This window comes from Streptomyces sp. x-80, assembly GCF_046549095.1.
Classification (GTDB): Bacteria; Actinomycetota; Actinomycetes; order Streptomycetales; family Streptomycetaceae; genus Streptomyces; species Streptomyces celluloflavus.
Genome location: NZ_JAJPWM010000001.1, coordinates 361,849 through 380,490, shown reverse-complemented (window position 1 = coordinate 380,490; position 18,642 = coordinate 361,849). Strand labels below are relative to the sequence as shown.

General features: G+C 72.6%; 13 protein-coding genes. 7 read left to right on the top strand and 6 right to left on the bottom strand.

What is annotated here, in order from left to right; translation table 11 throughout:
* Positions 1 to 2 precede the first annotated feature (2 nt).
* From ACLJWH_RS01465 to yhfZ, 5 genes are all read right to left on the bottom strand, one after another.
* Positions 3 to 971, bottom strand: coding sequence for a phosphotriesterase (locus ACLJWH_RS01465; RefSeq protein ID WP_411139671.1), 969 nt, complete (start codon positions 969 to 971; stop codon positions 3 to 5).
* A 93-nt stretch (positions 972 to 1,064) separates the two neighbouring features.
* Complete coding sequence (locus ACLJWH_RS01460) at positions 1,065 to 2,402, bottom strand: YhfT family protein (protein WP_411139670.1); 1,338 nt, start codon at positions 2,400 to 2,402, stop codon at positions 1,065 to 1,067.
* A gap of 37 nt (positions 2,403 to 2,439) precedes the next feature.
* Complete coding sequence (locus ACLJWH_RS01455) at positions 2,440 to 2,796, bottom strand: DUF2620 domain-containing protein (RefSeq protein WP_411139669.1); 357 nt, start codon at positions 2,794 to 2,796, stop codon at positions 2,440 to 2,442.
* Between the two features lie 34 nt (positions 2,797 to 2,830).
* Positions 2,831 to 3,208 (bottom strand): PRD domain-containing protein, encoded by a 378-nt coding sequence (locus ACLJWH_RS01450; RefSeq protein WP_411139668.1) that lies wholly within the window; start codon positions 3,206 to 3,208, stop codon positions 2,831 to 2,833.
* Between the two features lie 123 nt (positions 3,209 to 3,331).
* Positions 3,332 to 4,273, bottom strand: a complete 942-nt coding sequence (gene yhfZ / locus ACLJWH_RS01445) for a GntR family transcriptional regulator YhfZ (protein WP_411139667.1) — start codon at positions 4,271 to 4,273, stop codon at positions 3,332 to 3,334.
* Positions 4,274 to 4,952: 679 nt separating this feature from the next.
* On the opposite strand from yhfZ, the gene ACLJWH_RS01440 reads away from it, so the two are divergent.
* Positions 4,953 to 7,946, top strand: a complete 2,994-nt coding sequence (locus ACLJWH_RS01440) for an AfsR/SARP family transcriptional regulator (protein ID WP_411139666.1) — start codon at positions 4,953 to 4,955, stop codon at positions 7,944 to 7,946.
* 50 nt (positions 7,947 to 7,996) lie between these two features.
* Here the strand turns inward: ACLJWH_RS01440 and ACLJWH_RS01435 are convergent, their stop codons facing one another.
* The gene (locus tag ACLJWH_RS01435) at positions 7,997 to 8,221 is read right to left on the bottom strand and encodes a hypothetical protein (protein ID WP_411139665.1); all 225 of its coding nucleotides are present in this window, start codon (positions 8,219 to 8,221) and stop codon (positions 7,997 to 7,999) included.
* 226 nt (positions 8,222 to 8,447) lie between these two features.
* On the opposite strand from ACLJWH_RS01435, the gene ACLJWH_RS01430 reads away from it, so the two are divergent.
* From ACLJWH_RS01430 to ACLJWH_RS01405, 6 genes are all read left to right on the top strand, one after another.
* Entirely contained in the window at positions 8,448 to 9,773 is a 1,326-nt protein-coding gene (locus tag ACLJWH_RS01430; protein WP_411139664.1) for a helix-turn-helix domain-containing protein, read from the top strand.
* A gap of 57 nt (positions 9,774 to 9,830) precedes the next feature.
* The gene (locus ACLJWH_RS01425) at positions 9,831 to 10,280 is read left to right on the top strand and encodes a cobalamin B12-binding domain-containing protein (protein WP_411139663.1); all 450 of its coding nucleotides are present in this window, start codon (positions 9,831 to 9,833) and stop codon (positions 10,278 to 10,280) included.
* Positions 10,277 to 11,551, top strand: a complete 1,275-nt coding sequence (locus tag ACLJWH_RS01420) for a methylaspartate mutase (RefSeq protein ID WP_411139662.1) — start codon at positions 10,277 to 10,279, stop codon at positions 11,549 to 11,551. The genes ACLJWH_RS01425 and ACLJWH_RS01420 overlap by 4 nt, the downstream gene beginning before the upstream one ends.
* A gap of 68 nt (positions 11,552 to 11,619) precedes the next feature.
* The gene (locus ACLJWH_RS01415; protein WP_411139661.1) at positions 11,620 to 12,612 is read left to right on the top strand and encodes an asparagine synthetase A; all 993 of its coding nucleotides are present in this window, start codon (positions 11,620 to 11,622) and stop codon (positions 12,610 to 12,612) included.
* Complete coding sequence (locus ACLJWH_RS01410) at positions 12,609 to 13,841, top strand: glutamate synthase-related protein (protein WP_411139660.1); 1,233 nt, start codon at positions 12,609 to 12,611, stop codon at positions 13,839 to 13,841. The genes ACLJWH_RS01415 and ACLJWH_RS01410 overlap by 4 nt, the downstream gene beginning before the upstream one ends.
* A 159-nt stretch (positions 13,842 to 14,000) precedes the next feature.
* Entirely contained in the window at positions 14,001 to 18,608 is a 4,608-nt protein-coding gene (locus ACLJWH_RS01405; protein WP_411139659.1) for an amino acid adenylation domain-containing protein, read from the top strand.
* Positions 18,609 to 18,642 lie beyond the last annotated feature (34 nt).

Below are 18,642 nucleotides of genomic sequence, written 5' to 3'. Positions count from 1 at the left end.
GATCAGATCTCCTCCACGCTCGCGCCGGTCAGGAAGCGCAGCGGGTTGCGGCGCGTCATCAGGTCGATCAGGTCCTCGTCCACGCCCGCCGCCCGCACCCTGGGCAGGAAGGACCTCAGCAGGTGGCCGTAGCCCTGGCCGCCCTCGAACTCCAGGTAGCCGTGGCGCGAGATGTCGCAGCTCAGCAGCGCCCGGTCGGCGTATCCGGCCTCGATCAGCGCGAGCAGCAGCCGCAGCCGTACGTCGTCGGACCGGTAGTTCTCCTTGCCGACCGTGTCGAAGGCGACGTACGCCCCGGCTGCGGCCAGGTCCTTGTGGACGGCCGGGTCGTCGAGGAGGTCCTGGTGGCCGATGGCGATGCGGTGCGGGGCCAGGCCCTCGCCGGTCAGCAGCGCCAGCTGGGCCGGGCCGCCGTGTCCGAGCTGGGCGTGCGTGGAGACGGACAGGCCGGTGGCGACGGCGGCCCGCGCGGCGGCCCGCAGCGAGCGCGTCTCCGGCTCGCTGGGCAGGTCGCCGTGGCTGCCGACCTCGCCGAGGACGCCCGGCGCGATGCCGGTGTCGCCGATGCCGCCGTCGATCTCGCGGACGAGGGTTTCGGTGAGCTGCTCGACGCCGGCGCCGTCCAGGTCGTGCGGGTGGAACGGTTCGTAGTACCAGCCGGTGGCGGCGACGACGGCAACGTTCGCGTCCCGGGAGATCCGGTGGAGGGCGCGGACGTCGCGGCCCATGCCCCGGCAGGTCAGCTCGATGACCACGGAGAGTCCGAACTCCTCGCGCAGCGCGGCGAGTTCGGTGGTGACCGCGGCGCCGTGCGCCCCGGCTTCCAGGACGGCCGCGCGGTCGCCCTTCTGGTCGAGGTCGAGGACCAGGTGCTCATGGGAGAGGACGGGGCCCTGTACGGCCTCGACGGCGAGCGGGCCGGTGACGGTGCGGAGGGTGTGCGGTGTTCCGTGGGGGGTGGTGGTGCTCATGAGGGGTGTTCCTTCCTCGCTGCTGGCGTACGTCGCCGGTCTCGGCCCCGGCTGTCGGCGGAGCGGGCCCGGCCCCTGCGCGGGGGTGCCGGTTCAGCCCTTGAGCGGGGTGAACAGGTCGAGCCAGTACAGGACGTTGAGCACGATGCCGCCGATGATCACCGCGGTGGGCGCCGCGGCCATCCGGACGACCGGCCGGTTCATCGCCTCGTTGAGCAGGTAGAGCCCGCCGACGATGAGGATGCCGAGGCCGCCGCCCATGGCGTTGGCCGCCATCAGCGAACCGAACAGAATGGCCAGCTGGAGGGTGTCGGTGATCGCGTTGCGCAGGTGCTCCGAGGAGTCACGGACGCTGGGCAGCTTGCCCAGGAGCTTGCCGATGTACGACAGGAGCAGGACCTCGACGGCGAAGACCGCCGCGCCGACGACGGCCGCGAGGACCGGGTTCGGCAGCAGATAGCCGATCGGGTACACGAGCGTGAACCCCGCGATGCCGTACGCGCCCGAGGCCAGTGCCGTGGTCGCGATCAGCGGGATGAAGCCGAAGACCCGGTAGAAGTCGAGCTGCGCGGCCTCGGCGTACTGCCCCTTGGCTATCAGGAAGCTGCTCGCCTCGCCGCCGCCGAAGACGTGCATCTGGGCGAGGACGCAGACGCCCGCGCCGAGAACCATGAAGAGCGGCAGGTACTTGCGCAGCCGTGCGGCGCTGGCGGAGAAGAGCGAGGCCATCGGGTCCTCGCCCTCGATCACCGGCGCCGTGACCCCGGCCGCCCGGTCGGCCTTGCGCCGGCGCAGGTCCTTGGCGACGGCCAGACCGATCAGCAGCAGGACGCCCACGGCCATGGCGAGCGCACCGGCGAACATGTTCGGCCACAGCTTCATCGTGGCGACGACGAGAACGACCTCGACGAGGCCCGCGATGCCGCCCCACATCCTGCCGAACTGCTTGGTGATCGCGAGGACCGGGAACAGCGTGAAGAGGAAGAGGATCGGCGTCGACATCTGCTGCATCGCCGTCAGGAAGTCGACGGGCAGGTCGTGCGCGACGCTGTTGGCGCCGTTGAGGCCGAAGACCACGATCGCGCCCCAGGCGCCGCCGAGGATCGGCGCGAGCCACTTCTTGGGGGCGAGCAGACCGAGAATGTCGGTCGGCAGGAACAGCAGCCACGGGTTGAGCACACCGGTGGACAGTGCCATCGGCGCGCCCAGGCCGAAGATGAAGCCCGCCGACAGGCCGAACGAGACGGCCGTGACGGAGCTGCGCTTGGAGCGCCCCTGGATGAAGTCCAGCAGGAAGGGGCGGACGCCGTCGTTGAAGACGGCCAGGGCCATGTGCGAGATGAACGCGGTCAGTGCGCACAGGGCTATGACGAAGATCTGCTGGACCGTCGACAGCTCCAGCGAGGCGCCGGCGGCGAGGGTGGTGCTCACAGGGGGGTCACTCCTTTGTGCCCGGTGGGAGAACGGGTCAGCCGCGGGCGGCGAGGGCGGAGACGAGGAGCGGGACCACGGCGTCGACCTGGTCCATGGAGAAGCCGAAGACCTTCTTGCCGTCGTCGAGGAGCGCGGTGATCTGGTCCTCGGTGGGGATCGAGCGGCCGAAGGTGTGGCAGGCGGCGCTGCCCATCAGCCCGACCAGGACACCGAGGGAGGCACCGGCGCCGGTGTGGCAGGTGCCGAAGTAGTAGTCGGCCTGGTTCATCCGGAGCTTCATCGCCGCGTCCATGTCGGAGGAGACGGTGACCTCGATGCCGGGTCGGTTGAGCTTCTGCACCGCGTCGGCGGTCTCGACCTTGGCGACACCACCGGTGAGGATCTTCGTCATGGCTGGATTCCTTTTCTGTGCGAACCGCGCGGAGTCAGTGGCGGGTGGGCTGCGACGCCAGTACGGCGAGGTGCATGGCGAGAAAGTTGATCTCGGAGTCGGGCAGTTGCGCGCCGAGTTCCTCGCAGGCCCGGCCGGCGACGCGGTGGGCCCGTGCGACGGCGTCGGGGTGTCCGGCCAGTTCGGCGGCCACCTGCTCGTCGGTGAGGAACTGCTCGATCGGCTCACCGGCGAGGAGCCGGGTGAGCGCCATCATCAGATGGCTGGTGAGCATGCCGGCGCTGTCCTCGGTGACGGTGCTGCCCCCCTCGGCGAGGGCCGTCAGCTCGGCGGTCACGAAGTCGGCGACCTCGGGCCTGACCTGGCCGCCTTCGCGGAAGAGCTGGATGCGCAATGCCAGCTGATCGTCCATGGTGGTGATCTCCTCCTCAATTCGACAGTAATCAGGATTCTGGATTTTCACGTGGGCCAAAGGTCCTTCGCGGGCGGGCCGTAAGTTCCGGACAAGGCTCGGGGGACCGGGGTTCGGTGCGGGTCAGTACGAGGGGATGCGCTCCCCCCGCAGCACCTCGGCCTGGAGGGAGGTGACCCGGGAGAGGTCCAGCGCCTCCCGCACCGCGGTCAGCGCCTTCGCACCCTCGGACCTGCCGATGATCGCCGCGCTGGAGTTGCGCAGCGCCAGCTCGCGGGTGACCTCGTCACCCAGCGGCAGGACTTCCACGCCCGCGCTCCGGCCCTGCACCTCGTCGAGGTTCCAGACCGTGGCATCGGCCTGGTTCCGCGCGAGCAGATCCCCCATCTGCATGTACGACGACTCCACCCACTCGATGTCCGAGCGCCCGGCGAACGCCCGCTCGGCGAGCATCCACTGGTCCTCGGAGGCGTGGTCGATCGCCACCCGCAGACCGGGCATGTCGAGCGAGGCACCCTCGCGCAGCAGCAGTCCGTGCGCGCCCACATAGGTGGCGGGGCCGAGGTCGGCGACCAGGGTCAGCTCGCCCGGGTGCTCCTCGATCAGCCGGTCGGCCGCGAAGCGCGACAGGACGACCAGGTCGGTCTTGCCCTCCAGCAGGGCCGCGGTCCGGGTGCCGGCGCCCCGCATGAACGTGATCGCGAACGGCGTACCGGCCTCCTCGAAGGCGGCGCGCAGACCGGTGGCCAGGCCCTCGTAGCGGCGGGAGTACGGGAGCGGCATCGCGGCGAGCAGGGTGCCGAGCCCGGACAGGCGCCAGAGTATGGCGCGGTCGGAGCGGACCAGGAACGTGCCGAGGTGACCGCGGGCGGTGGTCTCGATCGCACCGGCCTCTTCGAGCAGGGCGAGCGCCGCCTGGATCGTGCCGTTGCCGTACCCCAGCTCCTGGGCGAAGTCGCGGACGCGGGGCAGCCGGGTGTCCGGCTCGTGGTGGAGCAGGAGCACGGCGAGCTGCCGGGCGGCGAGCCCGTTGCGGGTCAGGAAGCGATCGTCGAAACCGTTCACAAACCAGACAGTAACCAGGATTCTGGATACTGACAAGAGTGGTGACCGGGGCCTTGAGGTCGATACCGCCGCGCCCTTGTTCAGCAGTGCCCGGCCGCGACAGGAGTGACGAGCCGCCCCTCGGGAGTCCGGCCCCGGGACACGGCGACCGCCCGCCGCGGCGGGCGCCGCGGCGGCAGGCGGCGCCGAACCCGGACGGCCCGCCGGTGGCCGTCGAGGGGGACATGCGGTCACGGCCCCGGCCCGAGAACCCCGGCCCCGGCCCGCGGGCACGCCGCCGACCGGCGGCGGCGCGGGCGCCCTGGCACGCGCACCCGAACCGGCGCCCGCACCGGGAGCGGGCGGTGTCGGGACGGCCGCGGAGCCCGGCCGCCGGGCCGGTGCCCGAACACCGTGGTGGACGCGGTGAGTTGCCTGTCCCGGGCGGACACGCGGACCTGAGCGGACGCCGGCCGTCCGCCTGAGCGGCCGTCGCGAGCGCCGCGGAACGCGAGCTCTCCGGCGTTCGCCGACCGGGCCCCGGCGTTCGCACAATCGCCCTGAAGTCGGGCGAGCGGGATCTATGCCAGTGCCCAGCCCCGAGCGTAGAGTCCGGTTGGCGCAGTGATCAATGAATTGTCGCCCCCCGTATCGACCCACGAAGTCAGGGTGCCGGGGGCGGGAAGAGGGCAGGGCATTGATGCGGTACGACATATGGTTCTCGGTGCTCGGAGCCGTGCGCGTATGCCGGGGCGGGAAGGCCCTCACCGCCGGCCCTCCGCAGCAACAGGCCCTGCTCGCCGCTCTGCTGCTCCGCGCCGGCCGGGGGGCGTCCGCGCATGAACTCATCGGCGCCATCTGGGGGGAGGACGCCCCGGGTTCCGCCCTCGCCAGTCTGCGGACGTACGCCTGGCGCCTGCGGCAGATGCTGGAGGAGGACCGGGCCGAGCCCAGGCTCCTCGTCTCGCTGCGCGACGGCTATCAGCTGATGGTGCTGCCGGTGAGTGTGGACGCCCAGCTGGCCGAGAAGCTGGCCGCCGACGCGGTGCAGGCCCGGGAGGCGGGCCTGGACGAGGAGTGCCGGCGGCTGTTGACGGAGGCGCTGGAACTGTGGCGGGGCGAGCCCCTCGCCGGTCTCCCCGGCCCGTTCGCCGAGCAGCAGCGCTCGCGGCTCGGCGAACTGCGCCTCGCCCTGCTGGAGGAACGTTTCGACAGCGACCTGCGGCTGGGGCGGCACAGCTTCGTCATACCGGAACTCGCCGCCTTCGCCGAGGAATATCCGTTACGGGAGCGGGTTTACGGCTTTCAGATGCGTGCGCTGTACGCCTGCGGGAGACAGGCGGACGCCCTCGCGGTGTTCACCCGGGCACGGCGCCTGCTGGCCGAGGAGCTGGGTGTCGACCCCGGCCCTGAGCTGACCGCCCTGCAAGCCCAGGTGCTCGCCGGTGAACCGCTGCCCACGGCGCCCGGACGCGCGCGCGAAGGCTCGCCGCTACAGCTCCCGGTCCCGGCGAGCTCGACGGCGCCCGACGAGGCACGCTCGGCGCGGCCCGCTCTCTTCCGTCCCGCCCAGCTTCCCGCCGACACCGCCGACTTCATCGGGCGGGCACACGAGATGCGCGAGATGTGCCAGGTGCTCACCGATGCCGCGGGCACCGCCATGCCCGTGGTCTCCATCACCGGGATGGGCGGCATCGGCAAGACGACGCTGGCCCTGCGCCTGGCCCACCAGGCCAAGCAGCACTTCGTCGACGGCCAGCTCTACGCGGACCTCGGCGGCAACGGACTGGAGCCCGCCGATCCGGGAACCGTCCTCGACAGCTTCCTGACCGCCCTGGGGGTCTCCGGACACACGCTGCCGGCGCTGCTGGAGGACCGCGCACGGCTCTTCCGCAGCACGCTCGACGGGCGCCACATCCTGCTCCTCCTGGACAACGCTCGTGGCCCGGCCCAGGTCAGACCGTTGCTGCCCGGATCGGCCGACTGCGCGGTGGTCGTCACCAGCCGGGTCCGGCTCGTCGGCCTGCCCACCACGCTCCAGACCGCCCTGGACGTCTTCGGCACCGACGACTCGCTCGAACTGCTGGCGTCGACCGCCGGGGCCCAGCGCGTCAGCGACGAGCCCGAGGCCGCCCTCGAACTGGTCACGGCCTGCGGTCACCTCCCGCTGGCCGTACGGATCGTGGCGGCGCGGCTGGCCGCCCGGCCGCGGTGGAAGATCGCGACGATGGTCGGCCGGCTGGCCGACGGACGCCGCCGCATCGGCGAGTTGCGGGCCGGTGACCTGGCGGTGGCCGCGGCCTTCGAACTGGGCTACCGGCAGCTGGCCGAGGGCCAGGCACGGGCGTTCCGCAGGCTCGCCCCGGTGGCCCGGCCGAGCATCTCCCTGGCCTGCGCGGCGGCCGCGCTCGGTCTCGGCGAGCACGAGGCCGAGGATCTGCTGGAGGCCCTCGTCGACGCCGCCATGCTGGAAGCGCCGCTTCCGGAGCGGTACCGGTTCCACGATCTGGTGCGGGCCTTCGCCCTCCAGCTCACCACCACGTCCAAGGACTCCGGCGCGGACGACGCCGCGACGCTGGCCCGGCTGCTCGACCACCTGCTGGCCGGCGGCTGCGCGGCCTTCCAGCACATGGTGCCGGGTGACCCGGCCGAGGTCATCCTGACCGCGAGCTCCGTGCCCGGCCCCCGGCTCCCCGGGCTGGCCGAGGCACAGGACTGGGTGAGCACCGAGTTCGACTGCATCGTCAACGCCGTCCTGGTGGCCGCCCGCGGCCCGGCGCCGGTCCCCGCGCGTACGCTGCGGATGGCCGCCGATCTGCTGGTCGCCCTCAGCCCGTTCGGCAAGAGCATCCCGTACGGCCGGCTGGCCGAGGCCGCCAGGGAGGTCGCGGAGGTCGCTGCGTCGCAAGGTGACGACTACACCACGGGGCGCGCGAGGTTCGTCTGCGGGAACGCCGCCTTGCAGAACGCCCGGCTGGACGAGGCGGCCCGCCACACCGCACTGGCGTCGGAGGCGTGCCGCCGTGCCGACGACCGGGTCATCCTGCAACAGACCCTCAACGACCGGGGTCTGATCGCCCAGTTCCAGCAGCGGTACGGGGACGCCGTGCGCTGCTACGAGCAGGCGATCGGCCTCGCCCGCGAACTGGGCCACCGGTCGGGCGAGCTGACGGCCACCCTGAACGCCGCGCAGGCCCGGCTGCGCAGTGGCGGCGCCGAGGAAGCCGCGCGGATCTGTGAGCAGGCGCTCGGGGCCCTGCGGGGCGTCGCGGAACAGCACTGCGTCGCCTACGCCCTCTTCGTGCACGGTCAGGCACTGCACGAACTGAAGTGTCATACCGCGGCCGTCGCCCGCTACCGGGAGTGCCTGGACGTCTGCGTCGCCGCGGGGATCAGGGGACAGGAAGCGCAGGCCCGGTTCCGGCTGGCGGAGACCCTGCGCGTGCTGGGGCGGTTCGACGAGGCGCGGTCCGAGGCGGAGCGCTCGCTGGTCATGTGCGAGGAACGCGGCGCGGAACACGACCGCGGGTACGCGCTGCTCATCCTCGCCCGCGTACTGGCGGGCCTGGGCGACGCCCGGGGGGCGTTGACCCGCGCCCGTCAGGCGGACGCCGTCTTCGCGGGGCTGGGGCTGCCCGACGTCCGGGAGGCACGGGAGCTGGCCGGCCGCCTCACGGCGGTCGCGCACGGCTGATCCCGCCCTTGCCCGGTCCGGCTCCCGTCCCGCCCGCGCGGCACGGGGTGTCAGCCCTTGCTGTTCCACTCGGAGGGACCGGAGTCCGTCCCGTTGCCCAGCTGGGTGAGCGGCGTGGTGGCCGACACCACCTCGGCCGCCCACCGGTCCGTCGTCCGCGGGCCGGAGCAGGGGACGGCCGAGGCGACGAGGCCCGCCAGTACGGCGGAGGTGCAGCCGACCGTGAGCAGAGCCGGGACGGCGCGCGCGGAGCGGGACGGGAGAGATCTCTTCATGAGGAGTGCCATTCCTTCGGATGGTTCAGGTGGTTCCGCTGTCGGTCCGAAGTCTTATCCGATCTGATCTACGGCCGATAGATGGCGGATTGCCAACCTGACGGCCGGTATTCGGCGTTCGCGGATCGAACGTATATCCGCCTCATGAACCATCGCCACCAGCGGGAAACCGGACCGGCCGCCATCGGGCGCCGTCGGGAAACGGTGAGGGAGTAGGGGTGAGGGCATGGACGGCGGCGGACGCCTGGTACCGCGTTTCGGGGAACTGCTCAAGGCTCAGCGCGAACGCATCGGCCTGACGCAGCAGGGCCTGGCCGACCACGCCACCCTCAGCGTGCGCGCGCTGCGCGATATGGAAGCGGGTCGCGTGCGCCGCCCACGGCACGAGACGGTACGGCTGATCGCCGACGCCCTCCGGCTCGAAGGACGCACACGGGCGGCTTTCGAAGCCGCCGCCAGACAGCGGGAGTTCGAGGCGGAACCCGTCGCTCCGCCGACCGCGCACACGGCGCTGGTCGGGCGCGAGGCGGAGACCGAGGCCCTGACCCGGGCCCTGACCGAGCACGGCGACCGGCTGGTGTCCCTCGTCGGCCTGAGCGGCGTGGGCAAGTCCCGGCTGGCCCTGGAAGTGGCGTGGCGGATCTACCTCGGGGTCTCCTGGTCGGTGCACTGGGTGACCTGCGACGAGCGCCGGTCCACGGGCCGGCCGGCCCACTCCGGCGCGCTGCGGGCCCTGACCCCCTGCGGCCGGTTCGACGGGCTGGCCGAGCAGGTCGGCGACCGGCCCGCGCTGCTGGTGCTCGACGGGGCCGACGGCGGTGTCGAGGCGGCGGCGCTCGACGAACTCCTGCGCGGCTGCCGCGAGTTGCGCGTCCTGGTCACCACCCGGACACCGCGGGGACTCACCGGTGAGCAGGTCGTTCCGCTGGCCCCGCTCCCGACCCCGGCACCCGGCCGCGAGCACACTGCGCAGGCCCTGTCCGAGTCCGCGGCGGTCCGCCTGCTGGCGTCGCGCCTGCGCCGGCTGAAGCCCGGATACGCGCCGTTGCCCGAGGACGCCCCCGTACTCGCCGAACTGTGCCGCTATCTGGACGGGCTGCCCCGGGCGCTGGAGTACGTGGCCGGCTGGAGCCTGGTCCAGTCACCGCGCCAGATCCTGCGGCAGCTCACGGACACGCCCTTCACCCTGCCCGCTCCCCCGGTGGTCCCCCGCCCGCGAGGGGACGTCCACCAGTCGCTGCGCACGGCGCTGCGGGAACTGACGCCGCACCAGTTGCTGGTGCTGGACCAGCTGACGGCCGAGGAGGGCGACCGGTCCGTGGAGGAGATCGCCGCGGAGAGCGGCCGGCCCCTGCCGGAGTGCCTCCAGACCGTGCACGAACTGCTGTGCCGCGGAGTGATCCGTTCCGTGGCCGCCGACGACGGCGTCCGCTTCGCCGCCCTGAACCTCTTCCGCGTGCTGTGGCGCGAGGCCCGCGACACCCGGCGGCCGGACGGGGCCGGGGAGCCGGCCGCGGCCGGCCTCCCGGTGCTCGAAGCGCTGGCCAGGTGAGCGCGCCGTCTCGTCCCACCCGACTCTCCTTCCCCTTTTGAACGCAGAGGACTTGCAGTGGAGCACACCGCGGCCGAGCCCAGCGGCCTGGACATCGTCGTGACCACCATGGCGTCGGACTCACACACCTGGAATCTGGTCTTCCTCCAGCTGCTGCTGGAGGAACTCGGCCACCGGGTGACCAATCTCGGGGCCTGCGTCCCCGATGACGTCCTCGTCGAGGAGTGCCGGCGCCGCCGGCCGGATCTGATCGTTCTCAGCAGTGTCAACGGCCACGGCCACCACGACGGCAAGCGGGTGCTCCCGGCGCTGCGCGCCTGCCCCGCGCTCCTGGACACGCCCGTCGTGATCGGCGGCAAGCTCGGTATCACGGGCGCGGCCGACGGCGACGACACGGCGGCGCGCGGTCTGCTCGCCGCCGGTTTCGACGGGGTCTTCACGGACGTGGGAGCGGTCGACGCGTTCAAGGTCTTCGTCCAGAGACTGGCGGCGGGAGTACCGGCGTGACGGCATTCGGCGCCTTCGTGGCCCGTGCCCGGAGCCAGGGCCGCCTGGTCGTCCAGCCGCGCATGGGGATGAGCCGCCTCGACGAGATGCGGCTCGGCCTGTACGCCACCCGACACGCCGCGGCGACCACGGTCGGCACCCTCACGGTGGACAGCTATACGAGAACGGGCGCGCTCGACGAGGCGCGCCGGGCCATCGACGACGGGACGGCGCTCAACGGCTACCCCATCGCCTCCTACCCGCCGGACGTGACCCGGTCGCTGCTGCGCGGGATCGCGGACGAGGGGTTCCCGGTCCAGGTCCGGCACGGGTCGGCCCGGCCGGAGCGGATCGTCGCCGCGCTCCTCGCGGCGGGCCTGGACGCGACGGAGGGCGGACCCGTCTCGTACTGCCTGCCGTACAGCCGCCTCCCGCTGCGCGAGGCGGTGACCAGCTGGCAGCGGAGCTGCGAACTGCTGGCCGCCGCCCAGGAGGCGGGGGCGCAACCGCACCTGGAGACGTTCGGCGGCTGCATGATGGGGCAGCTGTGCCCGCCGTCCCTCCTCATCGCGCTCAGCGTGCTGGAAGGGATGTTCTTCCGCCAGCACGGACTGCGCAGCATCTCGCTCAGCTACGCGCAGCAGACCCACACCGGCCAGGACGAGGAGTCCGTGGCCGCGCTGATCCGGATCGCCGCCGACCGGCTGCCGGACATCGACTGGCACATCGTCATCTACGCCTATATGGGCGTGTATCCGCAGTCCCCCGGCGGGGCACAGCTGCTGCTCGACGAGGCGGCCCGCCTCTCGGTGCGGACCGGAGCGGCCCGGCTGATCGTGAAGACGACGGCCGAGGCCCATCGCATCCCCACCGTCGAGGAGAACGTCCGGGCACTGGAGACCGCGGCCGTCGTCGCGGGCGAGGAGGGCCGGGCACCGCGCACCGGCATCGCCGACACCGGGATCCACGCGGAGGCATGTGCGCTGATCGACGCCGTGCTCGACCTCGATCCGGACATCGGCCGGGCGCTCGTCCGCTCCTTCGCCAAGGGACAGCTGGACGTGCCGTACTGCCTGCACCCGGACAACGCGGGGCGCGCCCGCAGCGGCCTCGACTCCGCCGGCCGCCTCTACTGGACCGACGCCGGTGCGATGCCGGTCGCCGGCCGCGCCGGAGCCGGCCGGCCCGCGACCGGCTCCCGAGAACTGCTGGACGCCCTGTCGTATGTGCAAAGGACCTTCGACGAGAGGGCCTTTCGGACGGTGGCCGCGCCCCTGCCCCTTTCCCCCTGATCTCGCTGATCCCCCTGATCTCCCTGAATCCCTGACTGGGCCTTGCCGCCCACGACACGAGGACCTTCATGACCGAGAACAGCCTCACCGGCCCCGCCAATCCCCGCGCGCATCTGACCTCCCCTGCTTTGCACGCCACCCTGCGCATCCAGAACAAGCTGCTCGCCGCCGCCCGCGATCACCTCGCGGAGGCCGGTTTCACGGAGATCCACCCGCCGGTCATCGGGCCGGTCACCGACCCGTGCAGCCGCGGGTCCAAGCAGGTCGACATCGATTACTACGGTCACCGCTACAAACTGATGACCAGCGCCATCCTGTACAAGCAGGCGTCCCTGCTGGCCTTCGACAAGATCTACTGCATCGCTCCCAACGTACGGCTCGAACCGCTGGAGACCGCTGACACCAGCCGTCATCTCGCCGAGTTCCACCAGCTCGACGTGGAGTGGGCGGGCGCCTCCAAGGACCAGGCCGTCCAGCTCGCGGAGGACCTCGTGGCCCAGATGGTGCGCCGCGCCGTGGCGGAGCTCCCCCAGGAGTTCGACGTACTCGGCCGGGACGTCGGCATGTTCGCGGGCCTGGTCAAGGGGATGTTCCCGAGGATCACCCACGCCGAGGCCGTCGACCGGCTGCACGGCCTCGGCCACGGGCAGAGCCCCGACGCCGAACTCGACTGGGACGGCGAGGCGTTGCTCTCCGCCCAGTCCGACCGGCCGTTCTTCGTGACCGACTATCCGAAGGGATCGCGCGGTTTCACGGACCGGGAATCCCCCACCGAGCCCGGGATGCTGCGCAACTTCGACCTCATCGCGTCGGACGGCTTCGGGGAGCTGTGCAGCGGCAGCGAGCGCACCTTCGAGTACGCGGAGGCCGTCACGCGGATGCGGGAGACCGGCGAGAACCCCAGGAAGTACAGCTGGTACCTGGACCTGATGCGGGAGGGCATCCCGGCGAGCGCCGGGTTCGGCCTCGGTGTCGAGCGCTTCACCCGCTATGTGGCGGGCCTCGACGCGGTATGGCAGGCGAACGCCTTCCCCAAGCTGCCCGGGGTGGTGTCGCCGTGAGCGATCTCACGGCTCCGGGATTCCCGGAGCAGCTGGTGCGCCGGCGGGCCCGGCGGGGCGCGGCCGCCGCGTTCCCGCCCGCGGACGGCTACGGGCGCGTGCTGTTCGGGGCGGAACCCGGCGAGCCGCACGATCTCCTGGACGCGATGCGGCTCGTCCCGCCGGTCTTCATGGAGCAGCGTCTCGCGAAACTCATCGACCTCGGCCGGGAACCGACGTACCAGGACGTCGAACTCGCCACGGACATCGGCGGGTTCCACGCCACACTCCCGGTCTATGTGTCCGCCCTGGGCTCGACCCGTGCGGCCGGCGGTGACCTGGGCCTCGCGCTCAGCCGCCAGGCCGGGGCGATCGGCGTACCGATGGTCATCGGCGAGAACATCGTCCCGGTGAACGGATACGGGCGGCTCGACGGCGACGCCTCGCGCTCCCTGCTCGGCCGCCTCACCGCCTACGGAGAGCAGCTCGGCGACGGACTGGGCGGCGTGGTCGTCCAGCAGAGCACCGAGGACGCCGACGCGGAGGTGTGGAACCTCGTCCACAGCGACCCCACCGCCCGGCCGCTGCTCGACTCCGGACGGCTCGCGTTCGAACTCAAGGTCGGCCAGGGGGCCAAACCGGGCCTGGGCGGGATGACCGTGCTCGACCCCGCGGCGGCGGCCGGGCTGGACGACCGGTTCGGACTCGACCCGCTCTTCGGCGACCGGGTACTGCGCTCCAGCAGCCCCGGCACCTTCACGGCGGAGATCCTGCGGCAGCAGATCCGCCTGATGCGGAACAACTTTCCCAGGGCACGGGTCTGGGTGAAGCTGTATCCCGGCCGGGACCTGGCGGCGGCGGTGCGGGTCGCCGTCGAGGCCGGCGCCGAGGCCGTGACGGTGGACGGCGCCGAGGGCGGTACCGGCTGGGCGCCCACGGTGTTCCCCGCGCAGGTCGGACTGCCGCTGGCGGAGTGTCTGCGGCGGCTGCCCGAACCCCCGCCGTGCCTGCTGGTGTCGGGGCGCATATGGGAAGGCGGCCGGGCGGTCAAGAGCCTGGCCCTCGGGGCGCGGGCGGTCGGCCTGGGCCGGGCGGCGCTGCTCGCCACGGCGGAGGACCCGCGCGAGGGCCTGATCCGCTTCATGGAGTGCCTGGCCACGGAAATGCGGCTCCTCGTCAGCGCCCTGGGGCAGTACACCCCCGGCGCGCTCGGCCCGGACGACGTCTGGGCCCCCGGCGACGGCAGGTGATACTGCCCCCTTTCTGCACCCTCTCCTGCCGATCGGCCGCCCGCCCGCGGCCTAGCGTCGGCGCATCGCATCGTCACGCCAATCCACCGGGGTTGAACCATGTCCTCATGCGGTATCCGATTCCCAGCGGCCGCGCTTCACGCGCCCCGGCGCCCCGCGGTGCGCAGGGGCGACCGGACCGTCACCTACCAAGAACTGGACGAGCTGGCCGACGCGCTCGCCGCACAGCTCGCGCCCGGCCAAGTGGTCGCGGTGACCTGTCGTGACCGGCTCGACCACGTCGTCGCACTGCTGGGCGTGCTCAGGGCGGGCGCCATCTGTCTGCCGCTGGATGCCGAGGCGCCCGACGAGCGCACCGCGTTCCTCCTCGACGACGCCGGCGCGAGCGCGGTCCTGGCCGACGGGGTGCTCACGCCGAGACCCGGGCGCGACCATCCGCCGGGCGGCGGCGGTTACCTCCTCTACACCTCGGGAACCACCGGCCGTCCGAAGGGGGTGCACGTCGCCGAGGGCGTGCTGGCCGCGCATATCGCCGCGGCGGCCGACCGGTTCGGGATCACGGACGAGGACGTCGTGCTGCACGCCGCCCGGCCGCATGTCGACGTGGCGATCGAGCAGGTCCTCACGGCGCTGACCAGCGGTGCCCTCCTGGTGATACCGGAGCGGCAGCTGATGGCACCGGCGGAGCTGCTCGGTCTGCTCGACGCGGAGGGCGTGACGGTCGCCAACCTGTCCGCGGGGCACTTCCACGAAGTGACCGCCGCGCTCCGGGACGGGGCGCGCCCGCCCGCGGACCTGCGCCTGATGATCTCCGGCAGCGACCGGCTCCACCCCGGCACCGCCGCCACCTGGTACGAGCGCACCGGCATACCGCTCGTCAACGCCTACGGCCCGACGGAGACGGTGATCACCGCCACCACCCACGACGCCGCGCGGGAGACCGCCGGCGACACGGTCCCGATCGGCCGCGCACTGGGGCAACGCAGCGCGCACGTCCTGGACGACCGGCTCCGGCCCTGCCCGCCGGGGACCGCGGGCGAGCTGTACCTCGGAGGCGATGCCCTCGCCTCGGGCTACTGGGGGCGGCCCGCGCTCACGGCCGGGCGTTTCGTGGCGGACCCCTTCTCCGACGTGCCCGGCGCCCGTCTGTACCGCACCGGGGACACGGTCCGGCGAGCGGCGCCGGACGCGCCCCTGGAGTTCGTCGGACGCGTCGACCACCAGGTGAAGATCCGCGGCTTCCGGGTCGAGCTCGGCGAGGTCGAGGAGGCCCTGGGCCGCTTCCCGGGGGTGACCTCGTGCGCGGTCACCCTGCACGAGGGGCGTCTCGCGGCCTACGTCACCGGCGGCGCCCCGCAGTTCGACGCGGTCCGTGCGTTCCTCGCCGCCGAACTGCCCGAGCCCATGGTGCCCGGCAGCCTCACCGTGCTCGACGCGCTGCCGCTCACCCCCGCCGGAAAGACCGACCGGGCCGCGCTCCCCGCGCCCGGCGTCCGGCCGGCGGGCACCGGCGAGGGGCGTCTGCCGCACACCCCGGCCGAACAGCTGATCGCCGCCGTCTGGTCCGATGTGCTCGGCGTGCCCCGGGTCGGCGCCCACGACAACTTCTTCCACCTGGGCGGCGACTCCCTCACGGCGATGCGGGTGGTGGGCCGCATCGTCGACGCCTTCGGCATGATCTCGCCGCACATCATCTTCGAGGCCCCGACGCTCGCCGAGTTCGCCGCGGCGGTGACCGGCGGCGCCGCGAGCGAGCGCCCGGCCCCGGTCCGTACGCACCTCACCCGTGCGCCGCTGTCGAAGTACCAGCGCGGACTGTGGTTCCTGGACCAGTGGAACCCCGGGGCGCCCACCTACAACGTGCCCTGGGTGTTCCGCTTCGCGGCCGCCATGGACATCGAGCTGCTGCACACCGCGCTGCGCGCCGTCGCGGACCGGCACGAGGTCCTGCGCACCACCTTCGTTCTCGGCGAGGACGGCCCCGAGCAGGTGGTCCACGAGGCGATGGAGCTGCCCTGCACGGTCATCGACGCGCCGGAGGCGCAGGTCGAGGGGGTGATCGCCCGCGCGGCGGCCGAACCGTTCGACCTGGAGACGGGGCCGCTGCTGCGCGCCCACGCCATCCGTACCACGGAGGGCGAGACCGTTGTGCTGCTCGTCTTCCACCACATCGTCTGGGACGAGGGGTCGCTGCCCGTCTTCGAGCGCGACCTCCGGGAGCTGTACGCGGCACTCGACGAGGACAGAGCGCACCGGCTGCCCGAACTTCCCATCCAATACGCGGACTTCAGCGCCTGGCAGCACCAGGGCGACCTCCCCGCCGAGCAGCTCGCGTACTGGCGTGCGCAGCTGCGGGACGCCCCGCAGGCGCCGGTGCTGGCCACCGACCACCCGCGCCCGGAACTCCAGTCCTTCCGGGGGTCCTTCCACTCCTTCGCGATGCCCGCGGAACTCGCGCGGGCCGTCCGCGAGTTCGCGCGCGACGAGGACGTGACGCCGTTCATGGTGCTGCTCGCGGGCCTCGCGCTGACGCTGCACCACCGCTCCGGCGAGCGGGACCTGGTGCTCGGCACGCCCGTGAACACCCGCTCACGCGCCGAACTGGCCGATCTGGTCGGCTACTTCGTGAATCTGCTGCCGCTGCGCGTCGGCGTCGGAGCCGATGTCTCCTTCCGCGATCTGGTCCGGCAGGTGCGGGAAGTGGCGATCGGCGGCTACCGGCACCAGGAGGTCCCCTTCGACGACATCATCGACCTCGTTCTGGAGGACCGCCCGGAGGACCGTAACCCGCTCTGCCAGGTGGTCCTCGAAATGCATCCGCTGGACTCCCGTCCGCTGGACGTCGGCGGCGTTCCCGTGACGCGCCATCTGCACATGAACGAGGTGTCCCGCTTCGACCTGTCGATCTCCGTGGACGACCGGGGCACGGACTTCACCGGCCGCTTCGAGTACGACCGCGACCTGTTCGACGAGCCGACCATGCGTGAGCTGTGCGAGAGCTGGCTGGGCACCCTGGCGGTCTCCGTCGGGCTGCCCGTCCACAGCCTCTTCGAGGAGCAGGCGGCCCGGGTTCCGGACGCCACCGCCCTCGTCTTCGACGACCGGCGGCTGAGCTACGCCGAGCTCAACGGGCGCGCCAACAGGCTGGCCCACTTCCTGGCCGGCCGCGGTATCACGCGCGGCTCGGCCGTCGCGATCCTGGCCGAGCGGAGCGGCGACCTGATCGTCGCGCTGCTCGCGGTGCTCAAGACCGGCGCCGCCTACACCCTCCTGGACCCCGACTTCCCCGCGGAGCGGCTGGCCGCGGCGGTGGCGGACAGCGGGGCCACCCTCGTCCTGACGCACCGCGGCGGGCCCCCGCCCGCCGGCGGACCGGACCACCTCGATCTGGACGCCGTCGCCGACGAGGTGGCGGGCTGCCCGGACCACGACCCGCGGCTGCCCGCCTCGGGCGACGACCTGGCCTGCGTGATGTTCACCTCCGGCTCCACGGGGCGGCCCAAGGGCGTGGCCGTGCCGCACCGTGCGCTGACCACGACCTATCTGGCGCAGGACTACGCGCGTTTCGGCCCGGACGAGGTGTGGCTCCAGCATTCGCCGGTCTCCTGGGACGCCTTCGCCCTGGAGCTCTTCGGAGCGCTGCTGTTCGGCGGCGTCTGTGTGCTCCAGCCGGGCCAGCGGCCCGATCCGGAGACCATCGCCGACCTCACCGTGCGGCACGGCGTCACCCAGCTCCAGCTCTCGGCAAGCCTGTTCAACTTCCTGCTGGAGGAGTTCCCCCAAGCCTTCCGGGGGCTGAAGACCGCCTTCACCGGCGGGGAGCGGGCCTCGGCCACGCATGTCGCCAAGGCCCTGGCGACCTTCCCCGGCCTGGTCGTGGGCAACGGCTACGGCCCGGTGGAGAGCCTCGGCTTCACCACCTGCCACCTGGCGGGCCCCGACGACATCCCGGACGCCTCGGTACCGGTCGGCGCCGCGCTGACCGGCAAGGACGTCCATGTCCTCGATGCCGCGCTGCGTCCGGTCGAGCCCGGGGAGACGGGCGAGGTGTACTGCGCGGGTGGCGGCCTGGCCTTCGGGTACGTCGGGCAGCCCGCCCTGACCGCCGAGCGGTTCGTCGCCAGCCCCTGCGGGCAGCCGGGCGCGCGCCTGTACCGCACCGGCGATCTGGGCCGCTGGTCGGCCGACGGCAGCCTGGAGATCACCGGGCGGGCCGACGACCAGGTGAAGATCCGCGGTTTCCGCGTCGAGCCCGGCGAGATAGCCGATCTGCTCACCCGCCACCCGGATGTGCGGCAGAGCGCGGTCACCGTCCACGAGCCGGCCGCGGGGGACCGCCGGCTCGCCGCCTACATCACCACGGACTCCCCGGCGGCCGACGCCGACGCCCTCCTGGAGTACCTGTCCGGCCGGCTGCCCGACTACATGGTGCCCGCCACCCTCGACATCCTGGACGCGCTGCCGCTGACCCCCAACGGCAAGATCGACCGCCGCGCGCTGCCCGCACCCGGCGAGCGGCGCCCCGCCGGCGACGGCACCGCCCTGACCGGAGCCCAGCGGCTGGTCGCCGACGCCATGAGCCAGGTCCTGGGGGTCGAGGAGATCGCCGCCGAGGACAACTTCTTCCGCATCGGCGGCAATTCGCTGGCCGCGGTCCGCGTCGCGATGCAGCTCTCCCGGACCACCGGCACCCGCATCACGCCCCAGATCGTGTTCCGGGCCAAAACGGTCAGCGCCATCGCCGCACGGCTCCCGGCCACCTCATGAACCCCGACGGCATCCGCACGGAAGGCAGGACGAC